The following is a 17,734-nucleotide window of genomic DNA, read 5'->3' on the forward strand; positions in this document are numbered from 1 at the left end:
GCTTCGCGGACCGGCCCCTCGCCGGCTCGGGGCGTTCGAGCACCCCGCGGCGGTGCCGCTAAGGGCCGGGCGCTCTCACCCCCATGCGAGAGTAGCGGAGCGCCGCCCGCCGGATGGCCGGCCCGAACATCGTCAGGCACTTCTTCAGACATCCAGCTTCGAGAGAGGCTGGGGTTCGTCGTTCAGGCCTACTCAAAACCCCGAGTGCCAAAGCGCCCGGGGTTTTTTTGCCTGCCATTCCCCTTGACCAAGCGAGAACAGAAAACGTTACCTTAGTGCGCTATACGAGATTGGTCCTTACAAAGGTGTACAGCTCCATACAGCAACGAGTGGCGCGGATACCGGGTAGCGAGTAGCGTAGACTCATAGAAACCCTCGAGCCAAGAGCAGAGTGAATGCAACCAAGGAAAAATCTAATAGCCGCGTGGTTGGCTGCCGTGAGTATTGGGCTGATGGGCTGTGATGATACGGGCCCCGGTGACAGGACCGAGCGCAATATCGATGAGGCGATGAAGGGAGTGGAAAAAAGCATCGAAGAGGTTAGCGAGGAGATCGAAGAGGACGCAGAAGAAGACGCTGAAGAGGAGGAAAGGTGACGCTGTTTCCTGAATAGCCGCACGAGCCCTACAGTTTCCCTGTTGGTTGCCGATAGTTATCTTGACCTACTGGTCAGGATTGGCGTGTCTCCCCCTGACGATGCGCCGCAGCCAAAGGGAAGACCATGATTAATCTCACGATAGCCCAGAAGCTGTTGCTCTGTATCTGCCTATGCATGCTACTGATTGTCGGTGGCTCCACTATCGTCCAGTATCGGCTTTTCGGTGACCTGGTCACTGAACGAGTCACGGCGGCGGAGCTACCTGCAACGCTGGAGAGCATTCGCAATGACATCGATGCGACCCTGACGGGGCCTATTACCACCGCCCAGAACCTGGCGCACAATCGTTACCTGCAGGCTTGGCTGTCCGCAGGGGAGCCCGAAGAAGGGACAACGCAGGCAGTCGACTACTTTCGCGACATACAGCACCGTACCGGTGCCAGTATCGTCTTCTACGTTTCGGCGCACAGCGGCAATTACTACACGGGCAATGGCGTCGAGCGTACGCTGAGCCGCGATCGGGACCATTGGTTCTACGATCTGGTAGATGCCAGCGAAGGCGAGGCCTATCAGTTGAACGTCGATGCCGAAGGCGGCCAGGTCCAGGTGTTCATCAATCATGTCATCGAGGCCGATGGTGAGCGAGTGGGGATCGCCGGCGTCGGCTTTTCGCTGGACGCCATGGCGGAGGCGATACGCAACTATCGGCTGGGTGAGAGTGGCAGCGTATTCTTGGCGAGCCGAGACGGTACTATCAGCATTCATCCCGAGGGTGCGGCTCGGGTCGGGGAAGCGGTGGCGGACCTGCCAGGCTGGGGCAACATCGCGGAAGAGTTGGTGAACGGTGAGGGGTATCGCTACACGACGATAGAGGATGCCCAGGGAGCCGAGCAACTGGTAGCTGCCATCGAAGTGCCGGGTACCGACTGGGTAGCCTTTGCCCAGATTCCGCGCAATGAGCTGTTCGCCGATCTCAACCGTGCCGTCCTGCTGGTCGTGCTGAGCGTGGCACTGATTCTGGTGGCAAGCCTGGCTGTCATCGCGCTGCTTTTAAGAGCCCTGTTTCGGCCCATACGGCGTACGGCCCATGCCATGCGGGAAGTCGCTGAGGGCGACGGCGACCTGACGATGCGTCTGCCGGTCGAAGGCAGGGATGAAAGCACCGAGCTGGCCAACCAGTTCAATGCCTTTGCCGACAAGATGCACGACGTGCTAGCCCAGGTGAGAAGCAGCAGCGATTCGGTCCGGCTGGCTGCCCAGGAGATAGCCAATGGCGGCCACGACATGTCACGGCGCACCGATCAGGCCGCTTCCAGCCTTCAGCAGACCTCAGCCTCGATGGAGGAGATCAATGGCACCGTGGCCAATACATCTGCCTCCGCACAGGAAGCCAACGTCCTCTCCCAAGGGGCATCGGATCTGGCACAGCGCACCTCCGGCAAGGTCGAACAAGTCATCTCGACGATGGGCGAGATCCATAATGCATCCATGCGGGTCGCCGATATCGTCAAGGTAATGGATGACATCGCCTTTCAGACCAATCTATTGGCCTTGAATGCCTCGGTTGAGGCGGCACGGGCTGGAGAGAGTGGAAGGGGCTTTGCCGTTGTGGCCGGCGAGGTGCGCCAATTAGCTACCCGCAGTGCCGAGGCTTCACGTGATATACGCCAGCTCATCGAGGTATCGAACGAGAAAGTGCAGGGTGGCACGTCTCTGGTGCGAGAAACCGGAGATGCCATGAAAGAACTCATGGCAGGGGTTGACCGGGTCGCCTGCATGCTAGGGGAGATCAGCCACGCCGCAGGCGAGCAGAGCGACGGTATTGGCCAGGTCAACGTTGCCGTGGCTGAACTCGATCGGATGACGCAACAGAATGCGGCCATGGCGGAGGAGACGACTTCGGCTGCCGAACAGCTGCGAGAGCAGGCAGACCGATTGGCGGAGATGGTAGGAAGATTCAAGCTGAAGCGTGATGCGATGCCCCTCCAAGCGGCTGAAAAGATAGTAGAGGTGCCGGCAGGTCAGTCCCGTGAGGAGCGGAACCGACCCTTGGCGTTGGCAAAACTGTAGAAATCAATCAGCAGCGTTCTGCTCGATGCCTTGGAGGTACCAGGGGGCACCGTCACGCACTTCGCGAGTCAGGTGCCAGGTCTCGTTGAACTCGGTCTGATCGCCGTTCTCGTCGAGAACGCCGTGGAAGATCACCGTAGCTTCGGCCTGACCACCCACCTCGCGCACATCGCCGAGTTCAGCGAACAGGCGCATGATTTCCGTGCGGTTGCTTGCCGGTTGTTGGCTGCGCTTCTCGCGCAGCAGATTATAGAGTTCGGGAGTGACGTACTCCTGAATGCCGCCAAAGTCGTTGTTGTCCCAGGCGTGTTGCAGAGTCATGAAATGCTCCTTGGCACCGGACAGGAAGCGCTCGCGGTCGAACCAGGCCGGCTGGCTGCCGAAGTTGCCACCGCTCATGGCAGCGTCAGGTGCCGACTGGAAGGCATGGAATTCGGCGTGCGGCTGTGGTCCGCCGGCCACGGCCGTGCGGCGGCGCGCCAACAGCCGGAACAGCAGGAAGCCGAGGCCGGCAATCAGCAGAATGTCCATCAGCCGCAGTTCGTCGAAGGCGCCGCCGAAGAACAGCGCTGCCAGTAGGCCACCGGCCAGCATACCGCCCAGCATGCCGGGCATGCGCGAACCGGCGGCCCGGTTGGGTTGGGCCTGGCGCGGCGGAGCGGCTTGCTTGGGGGCGGTAGCCTGGCGGGAGAAGCTGCCGACATTGCCGCCACCGCCTAACCGGCGGGCTTCGGCATGTTCGACGGCCAGACCGAAGCCCAGCACGGCAACCATGAGCATGACAAGGAAATGACGCATCGAAGGATCTCTCTATGGGGAGGTTGGTGCAAGAGGTAGAAGTTGGAGCCTTATTCTAGCGGCTATGCTGTAGAAAGTGACGATAAAAAGAGGGAAGTCCATGCGTCTTAAAAGCGAGTGGAGCCTGCTGCTGATCGTCGATCTCCAGGCTGGCCTGCTGCCGGTGATCGACGGGGGCGGCCAGGCTGTTGCCGAGGCGGGATGGTTGGGGGGCGTGGCCAGCGCATTGACCATTCCGGTATGGCTCACCGAGCAGTATCCCGAAGGCCTCGGCCATAGTGATCCGCGACTACTGGAGGCGCTGCCCGACCATCAGCTATGGCAGAAGACCCATTTCGACGCCCATGCCGAGCCGGACTTCGCCGGCGCGCTGGCGGAGAGCAACAAGCGCCAGATCGTGCTGTGTGGTAGCGAGGCGCATATCTGCGTGCTGCAGACTGGCCTGGGGCTGCTGGAGGCGGGCTACGAGGTGTATTGGCTCAGCGAGGCGACGGTCAGTCGGCGTGCGGAAGAGGCAAGGCTCGCTCGCGAGCGCATGGTCCATGCGGGCGCCATTCCGGTGAGTGCCGACATGGTCGCCTACGAGTGGCTCGACCGCTGTGACGACGAACGCTTTCGCCAGATTCACAAGCGTTTTCTCAAGCCGCGTGCATCGCGCCCGCTGCGCTTCTTCTAGGAATTCAGTGCTGGCCTTCGCGACGAGTGAAAACCAGGGTGTCGCCCTCGGACATAGCCGGGTCGAAGGAATAGCCTGCCACATCGAATTCCTTGAGCCTTTCCGGGTCGTCCAGACGCTGTTGGATCATCCAGGCGGCCATTAGTCCCCGTGCCTTCTTGGCGTAGAAACTGATGATCTTGTAGGTTCCGTTTTTCTCGTCCTTGAATATCGGCGTGATCACCCGTGCGTCGAGTCGCTTGGCGTCGACGGCCTTGAAGTACTCGTTGGAGGCCAGGTTCACCAGCACCTTGGAACCGCTTTCGGCGATGGCTCGGTCGAGCGCTTCGGTCAGGGAGTCCTGCCAGAAGGCATAGAGATCCTTGCCAGCCGGATTGGGAAGCCGCGTTCCCATCTCGAGGCGGTAGGGCTGGATCAGGTCGAGCGGCCTCAGCAGACCGTACAGGCCCGAGAGGATGCGCAGGTGTCGCTGGGCGAAGGCATTGTCGTCGTCACTGAAGGTGGCCGCTTCGAGTCCCATGTAGACATCCCCCTGGAAGGCCTGTGCCGCCGGCTTGGCATTGTCCGGGGTGAAGGGCGGCCGCCACTCGGCGAAACGGGCGGCATTGAGGCCGGCCAGCTTGTCGCTGATTCCCATCAGTGCGCTGAGCTGCTGCGGAGAGTAGTCGCGCAGGATGGTGATCAGCCGCTGGCTATGGGTGAGAAAGTCCGGCTGGGAGTGGATGGCCGTGGTGGCCGGCGTCTCGAAGTCCAGCGTTTTTGCAGGCGAGATCACGCTCAGCATGGAGTACTCCTGTACCTAAAGAGACGAGTCGGGAAAGGCTCGATTATATCAGTCGCGCGGCAGTACCGGGGCTATCGCAACGATAGCCCCGAGCCATGGCGGGAACGCCAAATTGACAATGTTATTCAGGGACAGGGGTTGGGAATGCGGCGATGCACCTCATCAATGGCGTCGAGCACGCTCTGTTCGAGCTTGAGCGACTCGCTGGCGAGATTGTCCTCGAGCTGTTCCATGGTGGTGGCGCCAATGATGTTGCTGGTCAGGAAGCTGCGCGAATTGACGAAGGCAAGCGCCATCTGGGCGGGGTCCAGGTCGTGCTCGCGGGCGATGCCGACATAGGCACGGGTGGCCTGTTCGGCAAGCGGCGAGGTATACCGCTGGAAGCGCTCGAAGAGCGTCAGGCGAGCATTTTCCGGACGCGCACCGTCGAGATACTTGCCCGACAACACGCCGAAGGCCAGCGGTGAATAGGCCAGCAGTCCCACGTTTTCGCGTTGGGCGATCTCGGCCAGACCGACTTCGAAGGTGCGGTTGAGCAGGTTATAGGGGTTCTGGATCGAGGCGACGCGTGGCAGGTCCAGGCGCTCGGCCAGTTGCAGCGACTTCATTACTCCCCAGGGCGTCTCGTTGGAGAGGCCGATGGCACGCACCTTGCCGGCCTCCACCAGCTCCTTGAGTGCGGCGAGAGTCTCCTCCAGCGCGACTGCGTCCTCCTCTTCGTCATGTTCGTAGCCCAGCTTGCCGAAATAGTTGGTCGAACGCTCGGGCCAGTGCAACTGATAGAGGTCGACGTAATCGGTCTGCAGCCGGGTGAGGCTGGCATCGATGGCTTGATGGATCTGCTCGCGGCTCAGGCGTGAGCCGCCACGAATATGTTCCATCCGGGGGCCAGTGACCTTGGTGGCGATGATGACATCGTCGCGGCTCTCGCGTCGCTTGAGCCAGCTACCGATGTAGGCCTCGGTACGGCCCTGTGTCTCGGCGCGGGGCGGGACTGGGTACATCTCGGCCGCGTCGATGAAATTGATGCCGAAGGCTACGGCGCGGTCGAGCTGTTCATGGGCCTCGGCTTCGCTGTTCTGTTCGCCGAATGTCATGGTGCCCAGGCACAGGCGGCTGACCTCGATGCCCGTGTCGCCAAGCAATCGCGTCTGCATCATCGCTCCTGTATGAGGTAGGGTCGGAAGCGTTCTCGTGGCTTATCCAAGCCATGCTAGCCGAGGCCTATCCAGGCAGCAAATCACGGGGGTTGAGTCGCCGCCGGGGCGAGCGTATGCTGGCGACCCTCAGCGGCCCGGCGGAGTCCCGCGGCGAGCTCAAGACAGGCCATGACGAAGATCACAGGGTGTGAGCACAACGTCATGTGGCCAGCTTCAAGCACAGGCAAGGTTGTTTGCACAATGACGCAGGCATCATCACTGTTCATCCGGCTCGAATATCGTCTTGCGGAACAACTGTTCCACACGCGCTGGCTACCACGCTCCCCGCGTACCCAGCGCTTGACCATGCATCTCTTCGAGCGCTGCGCCGACGCCGGTCACCCTGCGGCGCTGTCGCTCTATGGGCACATGCTGTTCCAGCGCGGCGTCAGCCCGCAGGACAAGGCGCGCGGTGCACGCTACGTTCTCGAGGCGGCACAGGCGGGCAATCTCAAGGCTCAGTATCAGGCGGGAAGAATTCTAGAGCATGGCTGCGCTCAGTATCCTCGCCGCGAGGAGCGTGCCGTGACCTGGTACGCGCGCGCTGGCGAAGCCGGCCACTCACTCGCCGCGCTGCGTCTGGCCAAGGCCTATCGCCTCGGCGAGCTAGGGTTGCCGGTGGATGCCGTTCAGGCTGGGCACTGGCAGGCCTTGCCCGACCGCCATGCTGGACTGGAAGGTGAGGAACTGGACAGCAACGGCGTCCAGGCCCGACACTGACCCTTCTTCCCCTTCCACGGCCCCTGCCATGCGGCCCTGCTTTCGAGGACACGCCCATTCGTGACGCTGCCGACACTGCTGGATATCGAGGCGTCCGGGTTCGGGCGCGGTAGCTACCCCATCGAGATCGGCCTGGCACGGGCCGACGGCAGCTGCTGCGCCTTCCTCATCCAACCCTTGGAGGAGTGGACGCATTGGGACCCCAAGGCCGAGCTGCTGCATGGAATCTCCCGGGCGCGTCTGCAGCGCGAAGGGTTGCCCGTGGCTCAGGTGGCGCGCTGGCTCAATGACGAACTGAACGAGATCGGCATTGCCTATAGCGACAGCTGGGGCTATGACAACACCTGGCTGTCGCTACTGTTTCACCATGCCGGTATGCTGCCTGCCTTCCGTCTCGAGGCGCTGCGCATCCTGCTCAGCGAGCCGCAGCTTGTCGTCTGGCACAGGACTCGCGAGTTGCTGGTCAAGGAACTGGGCATCCATCGTCATCGCGCCGGAGAGGATGCCCGCCTGCTGCAGCTCACTTATCAGCGTACCCTCGACCAGGCTGCGCCGGGCAGCTGACGCGGCGCGCTTACCCTTCACCGCTCACAGCGAGCAGCACCTTGCCGATATTGGCGTCCCGCTCGACATGGTCATGGGCCGCCTCTGCCTCGTCGATCGGCCAACTGCGGTCGATCAATGGGCGGATCTCGCCGCTGGCCAGGCGTGGCCAGACATGCTCGATCAGCGCGTTGAGAATGACGCCCTTGGCTGCGGGTGGTTTGGCGCGCAGGGTCGAACCGATCAACCTTTGTCGCTTCATCAGCATGCGCCCCAGGTCGAGTTCGCCACGGCGTCCCCCCATCAAACCGATCAGCACCAGCCGGCCGTCGGCGTTGAGCACGTGCTGGTTGTCGGCGAGATAGGAGGCGCCTACCGGGTCGAGTATCACATCGGCACCGCCCCAGGCCTTCACGGCATCCACGAAGCTACCCTCATGGCGATTGAAGGCGCCGTTGGCCCCCAGTTCACGGCACGCGGCGAGCTTGGCGTCGCTGCCCGCCGTGACGAAGCAGGGGTAGCCGAAGGCCCGGCAGAGCTGGATTGCTGCGGTGCCAACGCCACTGGCGCCAGCGTGCAGCAATACACGCTCCCCGGAAGCCAGTTGGCCCTCCATGAAAAGGTTGAGCCAGGCGGTGGCGAACACTTCGGGCAGAGCGGCTGATTCGCGCAGGCCGAGTCCTTCGGGTAGCGGCAGCACCTGCCGCGTGTCGACCACCACTTCCTCGGCATAGCCACCTCCCGCCAGCAGAGCGCAGACCCTATCGCCGGGGCGCAGGCCATCGACGCCTGGACCGACCTCGGTCACCGTGCCACTGACCTCCAGCCCCGGAATATCGCTGGCTCCGGGAGGGGGAGGATAGTGTCCGGCGCGCTGCATCAGATCGGCGCGATTGACCCCGGCCCAGGCGACGCGCAGGCGGACTTCTCCGGTGGCGGGACCTTCCAGGGCGGGCTGATCACGCCAGTACAGGCGCTTCTGCTCAATGGCGATGGCATGCATGGGCGGCCTCCTAGATGGTTTCGGCGAGTCGGGCTTCCAGTGCATCCAGTAGGGCGGTGGGATCCTCGGCATCGATCAATTGGGTCCGGGTGCGAGCGTTGAGGAAGCCATGCTCCACGGTCTGGTCGAGGAAGGTCAGCAGGGGGGAGTAGAAGCCGGCGGTATCGAGAACGCCGATGGGTTTGTCGTGAAGCCCCAGATACTGCCAGGTCCAGGCCTCGAACAGCTCCTCCAAGGTGCCGATGCCGCCGGGCAAGGCGATGAAGGCGTCAGCGTGAGCGGCCATGCTTGCCTTGCGCTCGTGCATGTTGTTCACGCGTATCAGCGTCGGTAGCCCCTCGTGGGCCTGTTCGCGCTCCACCAAGTGATCGGGCATCACCCCGATCACGTCGCCGCCGCCGGCCAGTACGGCGTTGGCCAGCTCACCCATCAGGCCGATACGGGCACCACCATAGACCAGGCCATGACCGCGCGCGGCCAGCTCATGCCCGAGGGCTCGGGTGGCTTCAAGAAAGGCAGGATCCCGGCCATTGCGGGAGCCCAGGTAGACACAGAATTTCGACATGCGCTTCTCCTTGACAAGCTACTATCCTAGCCGTCAAGGATTGGCTTCGAAAGCATCAAAATAGCGTCAGGGCAGGCAGTCGGCCACGGCGAACTCGGCGTCGAGCCACTGGCCAATGACGTTGTTGCCGCACAGGTGATGAGCGTATTGGGTATGCAGGCAGCGCACCTGGCCCCAGTTGGCAATACCGCCGATGCCGCGCTCGCGCAGTACATCCTCGTAGCCGAGCCGCTCGACTTCATGACGCTGCGCTGCGCTCATGTGGCGCCAGCGGGTGTCCACGTAATCGCGGTGGCTGGCATGGTAGGCAGAGAGAAAAGCGGTGTCTTCCCGCAGCCTTGCTTCGATCTGTTTGATGACACCATTGGCCTCGATACGGGAGATGTCGACCTTGAGGCGTTCGGAGCAGAGCCAGTAGAGGGTGGGAAACGGCTTGCCGTCGACGATGGGCGCCATGCGCAGTACCAGCGGGGTGCCTTCACCATCAACGGCCGCGACTGTCTCGATACCGCGAGGAGCACGGCCCAATTGCTCGGCGATGATGGCCAACTGTTGGGCGTCAGGCATTTGGTCGGTCTGGATCACCATCGGCGGGGTCCCTTACGAACTTGTTTGAGCGGCCCACGGCGCGGAAGAAGGTCCGGTTGAGCTGCTCGGGCGTCGGCACGTAGCCACGCCACTGGCGTTCGCAGTACTCGTTGGCCCGTGCCATCAGCACGTCGTAGAGGCGATTGAACGGCGCATCATAATCGTAGGGGTCGGCGCCGAACAAGCGGATATGCGGGTAGTCGGCGAACCGCTCCATGAAGTAGCGCTCCAGATCGGCTTCCACGGCGCGGTGCTGGGCCACGTTATCGGGATCGAGCCAGAGATTGTAGCGGATGGCCATGATGGACTCCTGCCAGCGATGAATGGCCCGTCGTTCTACCGGGTCATGGGGCTTGGACCACATGAGACCGTATTCGGCTCATGCGGGATCAGGTGCGTGCCAGCGGGGCCAGGCACGCTTGGCAAAGGCGAATCAGATCGGCAGGCGCCAGGGCGATCTCCAGGCCGCGACGTCCGCCGCTGACATGCAGCCGCCTGAGTGCCTCGGCGCTGCTATCGAGAAAGACCGGTAGACGCTTCTTCTGCCCCAGAGGGCTGATGCCGCCCAGCACGTAGCCAGTAGCTCGCTCGGCTTCGGCTGCCTCGGCCATGCTGGCACGACGAGCCCCGGCTGCCTTGGCCAGCGCCTTGAGATCGAGCTGGCCGGTGACCGGCACGATGCCGACCGCCAGACGGCCGTCGTCGAGGCGGACGATCAAAGTCTTGAACACGGTGTGCGGATCGAGCCCCAGGACATTTGCAGCCTCCTCGCCGTAGGCCGGTGCGCGCGGGTCGTGCTCATAGCTGAGCAACTCGTAGGCTGCACCGCCGCGCTCCAGCGCCTTCACGGCCGGGGTCATGCGTCGGCCGGCTCCGCGATCGGCTGCAGGTGAGCTTCGAGCGCTGCGCGCAGTTCGCCCTCGATGGGTACGGCGCGCTTGGTGTCGTGATCGAAGTGCACCATCACGGTATGCCCCAGGTTGGTCATCTCGCCCTTCTGCCACGCTTCCTGAGTCACAGTGAAGGAGCTGTTGCCCAGCCGCGAGACGTAGGTACGAACCTCGATATCGCTGCCGTAGTGCAGCTCGGCGCGATAATCGATCTCCATGCGCGCCATGATCAGCCGCCACTGGCGTGGATCCAGGTCAGGCGTGAACAGGCGGAACAGATCGTTGCGGGCCAGCTCGAACCAGGCGGGCAGGCGGGTATTGTTGACGTGCCCGAGGGCATCGGTGTCGTAGAAGGCCGGCTCGATGGTGCGCACGAACATGGGGATTCCTCTATCACTCTGGTCTTGTGGCGTGTCGTTGGCAGGCTAACAGCATTGCCCCGAGCAAACGCTAGGTCAAGTGTCTGCTCCTCTGTCTCGCGCCGTGCCAGGTCTGCAGGCGCATCCAGCCCAGCAGCCACATGGTGGCCACGGCGAAGCCCGCCAGGGTGCCCCACAGCAGGCCCAGGGTGGCATAGGTGAGCGATACACAGAGCGCATAGCAGAGCAGTGCGCCCAGGCCGGCCGGGTAATGCTTGATCACCGTGGCGGCCGGCGCGGCGCCGTGGGTAAGGTGCAGGATCACCAGCAATGGGTACATCGAGATCGGAAACGCCGCCAGCATGCCGGCCCAGGAGGCCGGCAACACATGCGCCAAGCCGGTAACCACGAAGACGATGATGGTGGCCAGCCCGGCGCGAAGTGCAAGCGGCTTCCAGCGTGAGCTGTCGTGGCGCATCGTGACACGGGTTTCCGGCACATGCCGATAGAGCCAGGTGAAGGCAAAGATGGCAACCAGCGTCACCAGGGTGCCGCTCAGGCGGTCGAATTCGAAGCGCGTCAGCACAAGGCTTGTCAGCCACCACGCGCTGAGGCCGCCCGCCGTGCCGGCGAGTACGCCGACGAGGCCGTCGCGGCGTCCGCAAACCAGGTAACCGCCGCCCAGCGCCATGGTGGCGGTGAACCCCGCCAGGCTGAATACGGCACTCTCGGCGGCGAAGCCCGGCGAGATCTCCAGGCCGATGAAGAACAGTGCAATGGCGGTACCCAGCGGGTAGCCGGAAAGCAGACCGGCCACCCGCGTACTGACGCGTTCGGCAACGACCGACAGGCCGAGCACGATACCGATCGATACCGCGAGCTTGGCCAACTGCCAGCTCAGAGGAACATCCATTGGCTTATTCCTTGGTGAAAGTGGCCCTAAAAACCACTAGATGAGGCGCAAGCCCTGGCGATCTGCCCAGGCGGCTCCCACCGCGTGGGTCAACGCCTCCTGCAGGTGGGTGGGCAAGGCGACGCGCGCCTCGTCGGCACTGGCAAACTCGCGGTTACGCAACCAGCAGTAGGCCCAGGCGCAAGCCTCGTCGTCACTCTTCGGTAGCGGGCGCGCCGGCATCTGGATCAGCAGGAAGGCGGCGGTGCGTGCCGCCCACAGCGGAATGCGATCCCCTGCCTCTGGCTGGCGCCATGCTTCAAGCATTGCCCCGTCGGGAGTGGCCTCGGGCTCGCCCAGGCGAGCCACTCGTGCCGTCTCGGCCAGTATCAGCGCGAGGCGGTCCGGATCGCCCTGGCCGAGCTCGAGCCACTGGTCGATCAGCGCCGGCATGCCCCGACGTACCTTGGCATAGAAGCCGCTTTGCGGCATGGTCTTGCTCATACTGCTGCTTCCCGAGGAGAGAACATGGAGTTCGATTTTGCCACGCCTATCGAGCGTCGCCACCCCGATCGGGGTGAGTGGCCATCGCAGAAGTGGCATCGCTATGATGCCAGCATCCTGCCGCTGTGGGTGGCCGACATGGATTTTCGTTCCCCTCCCGAAGTAATCGAGGCGCTGCAGGAGCGGGTCGATCATGGCGTGTTCGGTTATGGGCTGGTGCCCGACAGTCTCAAGCGTACGCTCTGCGAGTGGAGCGCGCGGCAATACGACTGGGCGATCGAGCCGGAGTGGCAGCTGTGGCTGCCCGGCGTGGTGCCGGCCCTGCACCTGGCCAGCCTGGCGCTGACCGAGCCAGGGCAGGGGGTCTTGACCGTTACGCCGATCTATCCGCCTTTCCTCAAGGTGGCCGAGCGTACCGGGCGGCTCGCCCAGCAGGCTCCACTGGGTGAGCCGGACGCCCCAGGCGAACCGTGGCGGCTCGATCTGGAGGCGCTGGAGGCGGCGATCACGCCCGAAACGCGGCTGCTGTTGTGGTGCCACCCGCACAACCCCACCGGTCGCGTATGGCGCCATGAGGAACTGACCGGCCTGGCGGCGCTGGTCGAGCGTCACGACCTGCTGGTGGTGTCCGACGAATTGCACTGCGACCTGTTGCTCGACGACGGGGTCGTTCATCGGCCGTTGGCGGCAGCCTTTCCGGCGCTTGCGGCGCGAATCATCACGCTGTGGGCGCCCTCAAAGACCTTCAACCTCGCCGGCCTCACCGCGGCCTGTGCGGTGATTCCAGATGCTTTGCTGAGGCAACGCTTCGCCGCGGCAACGCGGGGTTTGATGCCCGACGTGAACGTGCTGGGGCTGGTGGCCGCCGAAGTGGCCTATGCCCAGTGCAATCCTTGGCGTCGGGCGCTGCTCGAGGTGCTGCGTGGTCACCGCCAGGCTCTGGTCGAGCGCGTCGCCCAGTGGCCGGGCGTAAGCATGAGCGTCCCCCAGTCCACTTACCTCGCCTGGCTCGATCTGCGCCATGCCGAAGGGTTGGCACACCGTGAGGGTTCGCCTCAGCAAGTACTGATGGAGCAGGCGGGCGTAGCGCTCTCCGACGGCACCGATTTTGGCTGGCCGGGTTTCGTGCGGCTCAATTTCGGTACCACTGCATTACAGCTCGAAGAGGCCCTGAAGCGCCTCGATACGGTACTGAAGGGATAATGTAGCACGCACTGAGACGGCCCCTCGGGGCCGCCGCCAGCGGCGGAGCGGTACGCGATCAGTACAGCAGCGTGAACAGCTTGCGACGATAGGTGACGGTCAAGGGGTGGTCGGCGCCCAGGGCATCGAAGACTCGCAGCAGGGTCAGACGTGCCACGTCGTCGCCGTAGCCACGATCCTTGCGCATCACGCCGAGCAGTCCCTCCAGCCCGGCCTCGTAATCACCATCGGCGACCTGACGGAGGGCACGCTTGAAGTTGGCCTCGCTGTCGTCACGGCCGGCAAATGCAGCCAATTCCTCGTCGCTCGGCGCCTCCTTGCGGAACTCGATGCTGGCGCGCACGCCACGTGCCGGCGCTGAGTCGCGCTCTTCGGGTGGCAGGTTATCCAGCAGGGTCAGCGCCTCTTCACTGCGGTCTTCCGCGACCAGCGCCCGGGCCAGCTCCACCTGGTAGGGGTAGTGCTCGGGGCTTTGCTGCACGAGCTGCTCATAAAGGGTGCGGGCCGTGGCGGCGTCGCCCTGGGCCAAGGCCTCGGCGGCCTGATCCTCGGGGCTGACCGGAGCGTCTTCTGGTGCGGGGAAGTAGCGTGACAGCCATTCGCGGATCTCCTTCTCGGGCAATGCCCCCTGAAAGTGATCCACCAGCCCGCCCTGACTGATCAGCTTGACGTCCGGCACCGAGCGAACGCCGAGCTGGGCGGCGATCTCCTGATTCTCCTCGATGTTGAGCTTGGCCAGGATGAAGGTGCCGCGATACTCCCGGGTCAGTTTTTCGAGAATCGGCATCAACGCCTTGCACGGCTGGCACCAGGGTGCCCAGCAGTCGAGCAGCACCGGCACCTGCATCGAGAATTCCAGCAACTGCTGGATGTTGTCGCGATCGACGTCGATGATCAGTTGTTCATCGCTGGGTGCCGCCTCCTGCGATGTTGAGGGAGATTCCTGAGGCGCCGTTAGCGGGGCGCCATTACGAGGGTCGACGATGGACATGGAAACGGCCTTGCACGAAAGGTGAGTTTGTTCGAAAGATGCGGGTAAAGGCCGCGGGATTCAAGGGGCGGATGCTAGCTTCGTCGTCGCGTTGGCCAGCGGGTCGCCGTGGGCGCGGCATCAACCCCAGGGCTGTGATAGTCTCGTCTACGTTCGGCCGTATCGGGGTCGGGCATTCAGACAAGAGGACCCGTGGGATGGCAACGTACCGACTGAATGGCGATAGCGAGCTGATCGACAACCCTTCTCCGCGGTGCGCCTGCATGCTGGTGCTGGATACCTCCGCGTCGATGTTCGGCCCGCCGATTCGCGAGTTGAACGCAGGCGTTCAGGCTTTCATCTCGGCGATTCAGGAAGACGACATGGCCGCCTGCTCGGTCGAGCTCGGGGTGATCACCGCCGGGGGCAAGGTGACGGAACAGTTGCCCTTCACCACTGCCATGAACATCTCACAGTGCCGCCAATTCACCGCCTCCGGCCTGACGCCACTGGGCGGTGCCATGGAGCTGGCGCTGGATCGCCTGGAGGAGCGCACCGCGGCCTATCGCAAGGCAGGGGTGGCCTACTACCAGCCCTGGCTCGTGGTAATCAGCGACGGTGTGCCGACCGACCAGTGGCAGGCAGCTTCGGTGAGGGCGCGCACCCTGGCCCAGCAGCGCAAGCTGGTGGTCGTGCCGGTGGGTGTCGAGGAGGCCGATCTCGAGGCGCTCAGTGCCTTCTCCACCCGACCGGCCAAGCGCCTCGAAGGGCTGAAGTTTCGTGAGTTCTTCCTGTGGCTCTCGGCCAGCATGAGTCGCGTCTCGGCGTCGTCGTCGACTACCGATCAGGTCAAGCTGCCGCCGACGGACAGTTGGGACAGCATCTAGCACGGATGCGCGACGACGAAGGAGGCCGAGTGTTGGCACGCGCACTGGTAGTGACGGATTCGCAGGGCAAGGAGCGCCGGCTCGGCAAGCGTCTCGAGCGCGGAGGGGAGGGCGAGATCTTCGCCCTGCGCGATCGTCTCGACGTGATCGTCAAGTGGTACTACCCCGAGGTACTCGAAAAACGCGGCGAGGAACTTCACCGCAAGGTCGAGGCCATGCGCAGCCTGCGCGATGCCCACATGACCCGCGACGTTTGCTGGCCGTTGATCCGGGTATTCGACGAGCGGCACCGCTGGATCGGGTTCGCCATGTACCGGGCGCGCGGGGTAAAGATGAGCTTTCTCGCCCACGCCCTGCTCTGTCAGCGCTACTTTCCCGGTCTCGATCGGCGCCGTATCGTCGGTTACCTGATCCGCTTCGTCGAGATCGTTCAGCAGTTGCACGAAGCCGGGGTCTGCATCGGCGACTACAACCTCAACAATGTCTTCTGTGTCCCTGCGTCCGAGCAGGTGACGCTGATCGACTGCGACAGCTACCAATTGCGTGTCGATGGGACCTTCTATCCCTGTCCCGTGGGCAGCCCCGACATGACGCCCAAGGAGCATCAGGGCGTCTCCTTCCGCCATATCGTGCGTTCGCCGCGCAGCGAGGCCTTTTCACTCGCCATCGTGCTGTTCAAGTGCCTGATGCTGGGGCGCCACCCCTACGACATCGTCGGAGGCGACGACCCGGTGCGCAACCTGCGGCGCGGCAACTTCGCCTACGGCCGCGGCCAGCGCGACGTGCCCCAGGGCGTGTGGTACGAACTCTGGAGTGAACTACCCGACACCATTCGCGATATGTTCGTGACTACCTTCACGGTAGGGGCCGATGCGCCCATTCAGCGGGCCACGCTGGCCCAGTGGCATGCCGCATTGAGTGATTACCGTGAGGCAATGACGACTGGCCAGTGTGCCGTGCAGCTGGCCAAGCCCGGTCGCTCGCAGCGTTCGCAGGTGCTACATGCCCGCTGAGCCGAATCTCTCCCATAGCGAACCGATGTCGACCTGGTCGGCGCTTTACGTCGCCACTACTGGGCTGAGCCATCTGGAAGGCATCCCGCCGCTGCCATGCCAGGATGCCGCTGGCGCCGCCTCGAGCCCTCGGCCTATGCTCGCGGTGGCCGACGGTGCGGGCAGCTCTCCGGCTTCTGACCTGGGCGCCCGCACCCTTGTCGCCGCCATGCTGCGTCTGGCCGATACTCTGGAGGTGCAGTTGGCCTGGCTGCTCGATGCCGACGCCGAGCCAGACCCCGAGGCCGTACGCCAATTAGCCGCGTTGCTGGTGCGTCATGCCCAGGGCACGCTCGAGGATCTTGCGGCCGAGCTGCGCCGGCCGGTCCGGGACCTGCGCTGTACCCTGTTGCTCGTCGTCGCGGGACATTCACGGCTGATATGGCTCAAGGTGGGGGATGGCGAAATCGTGCTGGAGCGCGCGACACCCGTTACGGAGCGGGAGGGAGAGGAGCCCGGGCTGGCTCCGCACCTTTCCATCCTCGGTGGGCGCGGCAAGGGTGAATTCGCCAATCAGACGGTTTTCGTCGACGAGCGCCTGACCTTCGAGCAGACGCAGCATGGCTGTGAATCGGCGGCCGCCCTGACCGGCATCGCTCTGCTGAGCGATGGCGCCGCAGAGAAGCTGGTCTCGCTCGACGGTAAGCAGGTCTCGGGGCAGCTCAGCCACTGGCTCGATGCCCTGCGCCAGGGACGACTGCGCCAGCGCGACCTGGTGCGCCGCTTCTACAGCGAGGAGTTCTGCCGTGGCACCAGCGGCGACGATCGCAGCATTGCCCTGCTGGCCAGGAATATGAAGGCACCGTGAGGCGTCGCTGGAGCCTGCGCGTGGGCGGTGCCGTGCCGGAAGGGTCGTCGAAAGCCGAGGCAGTAAGAGGTATGCCCTCCGTAGGCTATGCTCTACCTGTATAGTTCGCGGAAGCCGTCGACTTGCCGCGATGTCAGGTGCGGCTCGCTATCGGCGAACCAGAAGAGATGTGACATCACACTGCGAGTGAAGACCCCCAAGGATGGAGGAAGCGATGCCGAAGCCGCAGTACAGGCCGGATATCGATGGCTTGAGGGCGATAGCCGTCATCCTGGTGGTCGCCTACCATGCCGGGATACCAGGGTTTGGGTTCGGGTTCATAGGCGTAGATGTTTTCTTCGTCATATCGGGCTATTTGATCACGAGTTTGCTGATAAGAGAGTTGGAGGAGTCCGGCGGTATAAGCCTTCTCTCCTTTTACGGCCGTCGCGTCCGGCGACTGATGCCGGCTATGGTCGTCGTGCTCATCTCCTCGCTTGTCCTTGGCTATGTTCTCCTCACCCCCATCGGGCAGCAACAGAGCTTGGCGGAATCCGCCCTCGCTTCCATCGCGTTCTTCGCCAATTACTACTTTATCGCAACGACAGGAGGCTATTTCGACGGCCCCACCGACCAGGTTCCCCTG

The 17,734-nt window shown here is 63.6% G+C and carries 22 protein-coding genes; 10 read left to right on the plus strand and 12 right to left on the minus strand.

Annotation, left to right across the window (positions count from 1 at the left end):
- Positions 1–395 precede the first annotated feature (395 nt).
- Positions 396–596, plus strand: a complete 201-nt coding sequence (locus HBJ55_RS21470) for a hypothetical protein (RefSeq protein WP_167120090.1) — start codon at positions 396–398, stop codon at positions 594–596.
- Positions 597–721: 125 nt separating this feature from the next.
- Positions 722–2,668, plus strand: coding sequence for a methyl-accepting chemotaxis protein (locus tag HBJ55_RS21475; RefSeq protein WP_167120093.1), 1,947 nt, complete (start codon positions 722–724; stop codon positions 2,666–2,668).
- Between the two features lie 3 nt (positions 2,669–2,671).
- Here HBJ55_RS21475 and HBJ55_RS21480 read toward each other — a convergent pair whose 3' ends face one another.
- Positions 2,672–3,466, minus strand: a complete 795-nt coding sequence (locus HBJ55_RS21480; protein ID WP_167120096.1) for a Tim44 domain-containing protein — start codon at positions 3,464–3,466, stop codon at positions 2,672–2,674.
- Between the two features lie 100 nt (positions 3,467–3,566).
- On the opposite strand from HBJ55_RS21480, the gene HBJ55_RS21485 reads away from it, so the two are divergent.
- The gene (locus tag HBJ55_RS21485) at positions 3,567–4,142 is read left to right on the plus strand and encodes an isochorismatase family protein (protein ID WP_167120098.1); all 576 of its coding nucleotides are present in this window, start codon (positions 3,567–3,569) and stop codon (positions 4,140–4,142) included.
- 4 nt (positions 4,143–4,146) lie between these two features.
- Here the strand turns inward: HBJ55_RS21485 and yaaA are convergent, their stop codons facing one another.
- Positions 4,147–4,926 carry a peroxide stress protein YaaA gene (gene yaaA, locus HBJ55_RS21490; RefSeq protein ID WP_167120101.1) on the minus strand — a complete coding sequence of 260 codons (780 nt, stop codon included), beginning with the start codon at positions 4,924–4,926 and terminating at the stop codon, positions 4,147–4,149.
- A gap of 125 nt (positions 4,927–5,051) precedes the next feature.
- The gene (locus HBJ55_RS21495; protein ID WP_167120104.1) at positions 5,052–6,083 is read right to left on the minus strand and encodes an NADP(H)-dependent aldo-keto reductase; all 1,032 of its coding nucleotides are present in this window, start codon (positions 6,081–6,083) and stop codon (positions 5,052–5,054) included.
- Between the two features lie 243 nt (positions 6,084–6,326).
- Here HBJ55_RS21495 and HBJ55_RS21500 point away from each other — a divergent pair, with 243 nt between their 5' ends.
- Both HBJ55_RS21500 and HBJ55_RS21505 read left to right on the plus strand, forming a co-directional pair.
- Complete coding sequence (locus tag HBJ55_RS21500; protein ID WP_167120107.1) at positions 6,327–6,845, plus strand: tetratricopeptide repeat protein; 519 nt, start codon at positions 6,327–6,329, stop codon at positions 6,843–6,845.
- A gap of 60 nt (positions 6,846–6,905) precedes the next feature.
- Positions 6,906–7,409 carry a hypothetical protein gene (locus HBJ55_RS21505; protein ID WP_167120110.1) on the plus strand — a complete coding sequence of 168 codons (504 nt, stop codon included), beginning with the start codon at positions 6,906–6,908 and terminating at the stop codon, positions 7,407–7,409.
- A gap of 10 nt (positions 7,410–7,419) precedes the next feature.
- On the opposite strand, the gene HBJ55_RS21510 is transcribed toward HBJ55_RS21505, so the two are convergent.
- From HBJ55_RS21510 to HBJ55_RS21545, 8 genes are all read right to left on the minus strand, one after another.
- Complete coding sequence (locus HBJ55_RS21510) at positions 7,420–8,391, minus strand: NAD(P)H-quinone oxidoreductase (protein ID WP_167120113.1); 972 nt, start codon at positions 8,389–8,391, stop codon at positions 7,420–7,422.
- Positions 8,392–8,401: 10 nt separating this feature from the next.
- Positions 8,402–8,956 carry an LOG family protein gene (locus tag HBJ55_RS21515; protein ID WP_167120116.1) on the minus strand — a complete coding sequence of 185 codons (555 nt, stop codon included), beginning with the start codon at positions 8,954–8,956 and terminating at the stop codon, positions 8,402–8,404.
- Between the two features lie 66 nt (positions 8,957–9,022).
- Positions 9,023–9,544 (minus strand): DUF501 domain-containing protein, encoded by a 522-nt coding sequence (locus tag HBJ55_RS21520; RefSeq protein ID WP_167120119.1) that lies wholly within the window; start codon positions 9,542–9,544, stop codon positions 9,023–9,025.
- Entirely contained in the window at positions 9,516–9,845 is a 330-nt protein-coding gene (locus HBJ55_RS21525; RefSeq protein WP_167120122.1) for a hypothetical protein, read from the minus strand. The genes HBJ55_RS21520 and HBJ55_RS21525 overlap by 29 nt, the downstream gene beginning before the upstream one ends.
- A gap of 88 nt (positions 9,846–9,933) precedes the next feature.
- The gene (gene ybaK, locus HBJ55_RS21530; protein WP_167120125.1) at positions 9,934–10,404 is read right to left on the minus strand and encodes a Cys-tRNA(Pro) deacylase; all 471 of its coding nucleotides are present in this window, start codon (positions 10,402–10,404) and stop codon (positions 9,934–9,936) included.
- Positions 10,401–10,814: an acyl-CoA thioesterase gene (locus HBJ55_RS21535; RefSeq protein WP_167120128.1), complete on the minus strand. Its 414-nt coding sequence runs from the start codon at positions 10,812–10,814 to the stop codon at positions 10,401–10,403. The genes ybaK and HBJ55_RS21535 overlap by 4 nt, the downstream gene beginning before the upstream one ends.
- A gap of 70 nt (positions 10,815–10,884) precedes the next feature.
- Positions 10,885–11,706 carry a hypothetical protein gene (locus HBJ55_RS21540; protein WP_167120131.1) on the minus strand — a complete coding sequence of 274 codons (822 nt, stop codon included), beginning with the start codon at positions 11,704–11,706 and terminating at the stop codon, positions 10,885–10,887.
- A 36-nt stretch (positions 11,707–11,742) separates the two neighbouring features.
- Positions 11,743–12,177 (minus strand): hypothetical protein, encoded by a 435-nt coding sequence (locus tag HBJ55_RS21545; protein WP_167120148.1) that lies wholly within the window; start codon positions 12,175–12,177, stop codon positions 11,743–11,745.
- A gap of 36 nt (positions 12,178–12,213) precedes the next feature.
- On the opposite strand from HBJ55_RS21545, the gene HBJ55_RS21550 reads away from it, so the two are divergent.
- Entirely contained in the window at positions 12,214–13,392 is a 1,179-nt protein-coding gene (locus HBJ55_RS21550; protein WP_167120133.1) for a MalY/PatB family protein, read from the plus strand.
- Between the two features lie 58 nt (positions 13,393–13,450).
- Here HBJ55_RS21550 and HBJ55_RS21555 read toward each other — a convergent pair whose 3' ends face one another.
- On the minus strand, positions 13,451–14,383 hold the full coding sequence (locus HBJ55_RS21555; protein ID WP_167120136.1) for a tetratricopeptide repeat protein: 933 nt from the start codon (positions 14,381–14,383) through the stop codon (positions 13,451–13,453).
- Positions 14,384–14,580: 197 nt separating this feature from the next.
- Between HBJ55_RS21555 and HBJ55_RS21560 the strand changes: the two genes are divergently transcribed.
- The 4 genes from HBJ55_RS21560 to HBJ55_RS21575 form a co-directional block, all read left to right on the plus strand.
- Complete coding sequence (locus HBJ55_RS21560) at positions 14,581–15,249, plus strand: vWA domain-containing protein (RefSeq protein ID WP_167120139.1); 669 nt, start codon at positions 14,581–14,583, stop codon at positions 15,247–15,249.
- A gap of 29 nt (positions 15,250–15,278) precedes the next feature.
- Complete coding sequence (locus tag HBJ55_RS21565) at positions 15,279–16,262, plus strand: kinase (RefSeq protein WP_338072066.1); 984 nt, start codon at positions 15,279–15,281, stop codon at positions 16,260–16,262.
- Positions 16,252–17,109 carry a protein phosphatase 2C domain-containing protein gene (locus tag HBJ55_RS21570; protein WP_167120142.1) on the plus strand — a complete coding sequence of 286 codons (858 nt, stop codon included), beginning with the start codon at positions 16,252–16,254 and terminating at the stop codon, positions 17,107–17,109. The genes HBJ55_RS21565 and HBJ55_RS21570 overlap by 11 nt, the downstream gene beginning before the upstream one ends.
- A 214-nt stretch (positions 17,110–17,323) precedes the next feature.
- The coding region (locus tag HBJ55_RS21575; protein ID WP_167120145.1) for an acyltransferase family protein at positions 17,324–17,734 on the plus strand (411 nt) is incomplete at its 3' end.

Origin of the sequence: Billgrantia bachuensis, assembly GCF_011742165.1 — a bacterium.
GTDB lineage: Bacteria > Pseudomonadota > Gammaproteobacteria > Pseudomonadales > Halomonadaceae > Halomonas > Halomonas bachuensis.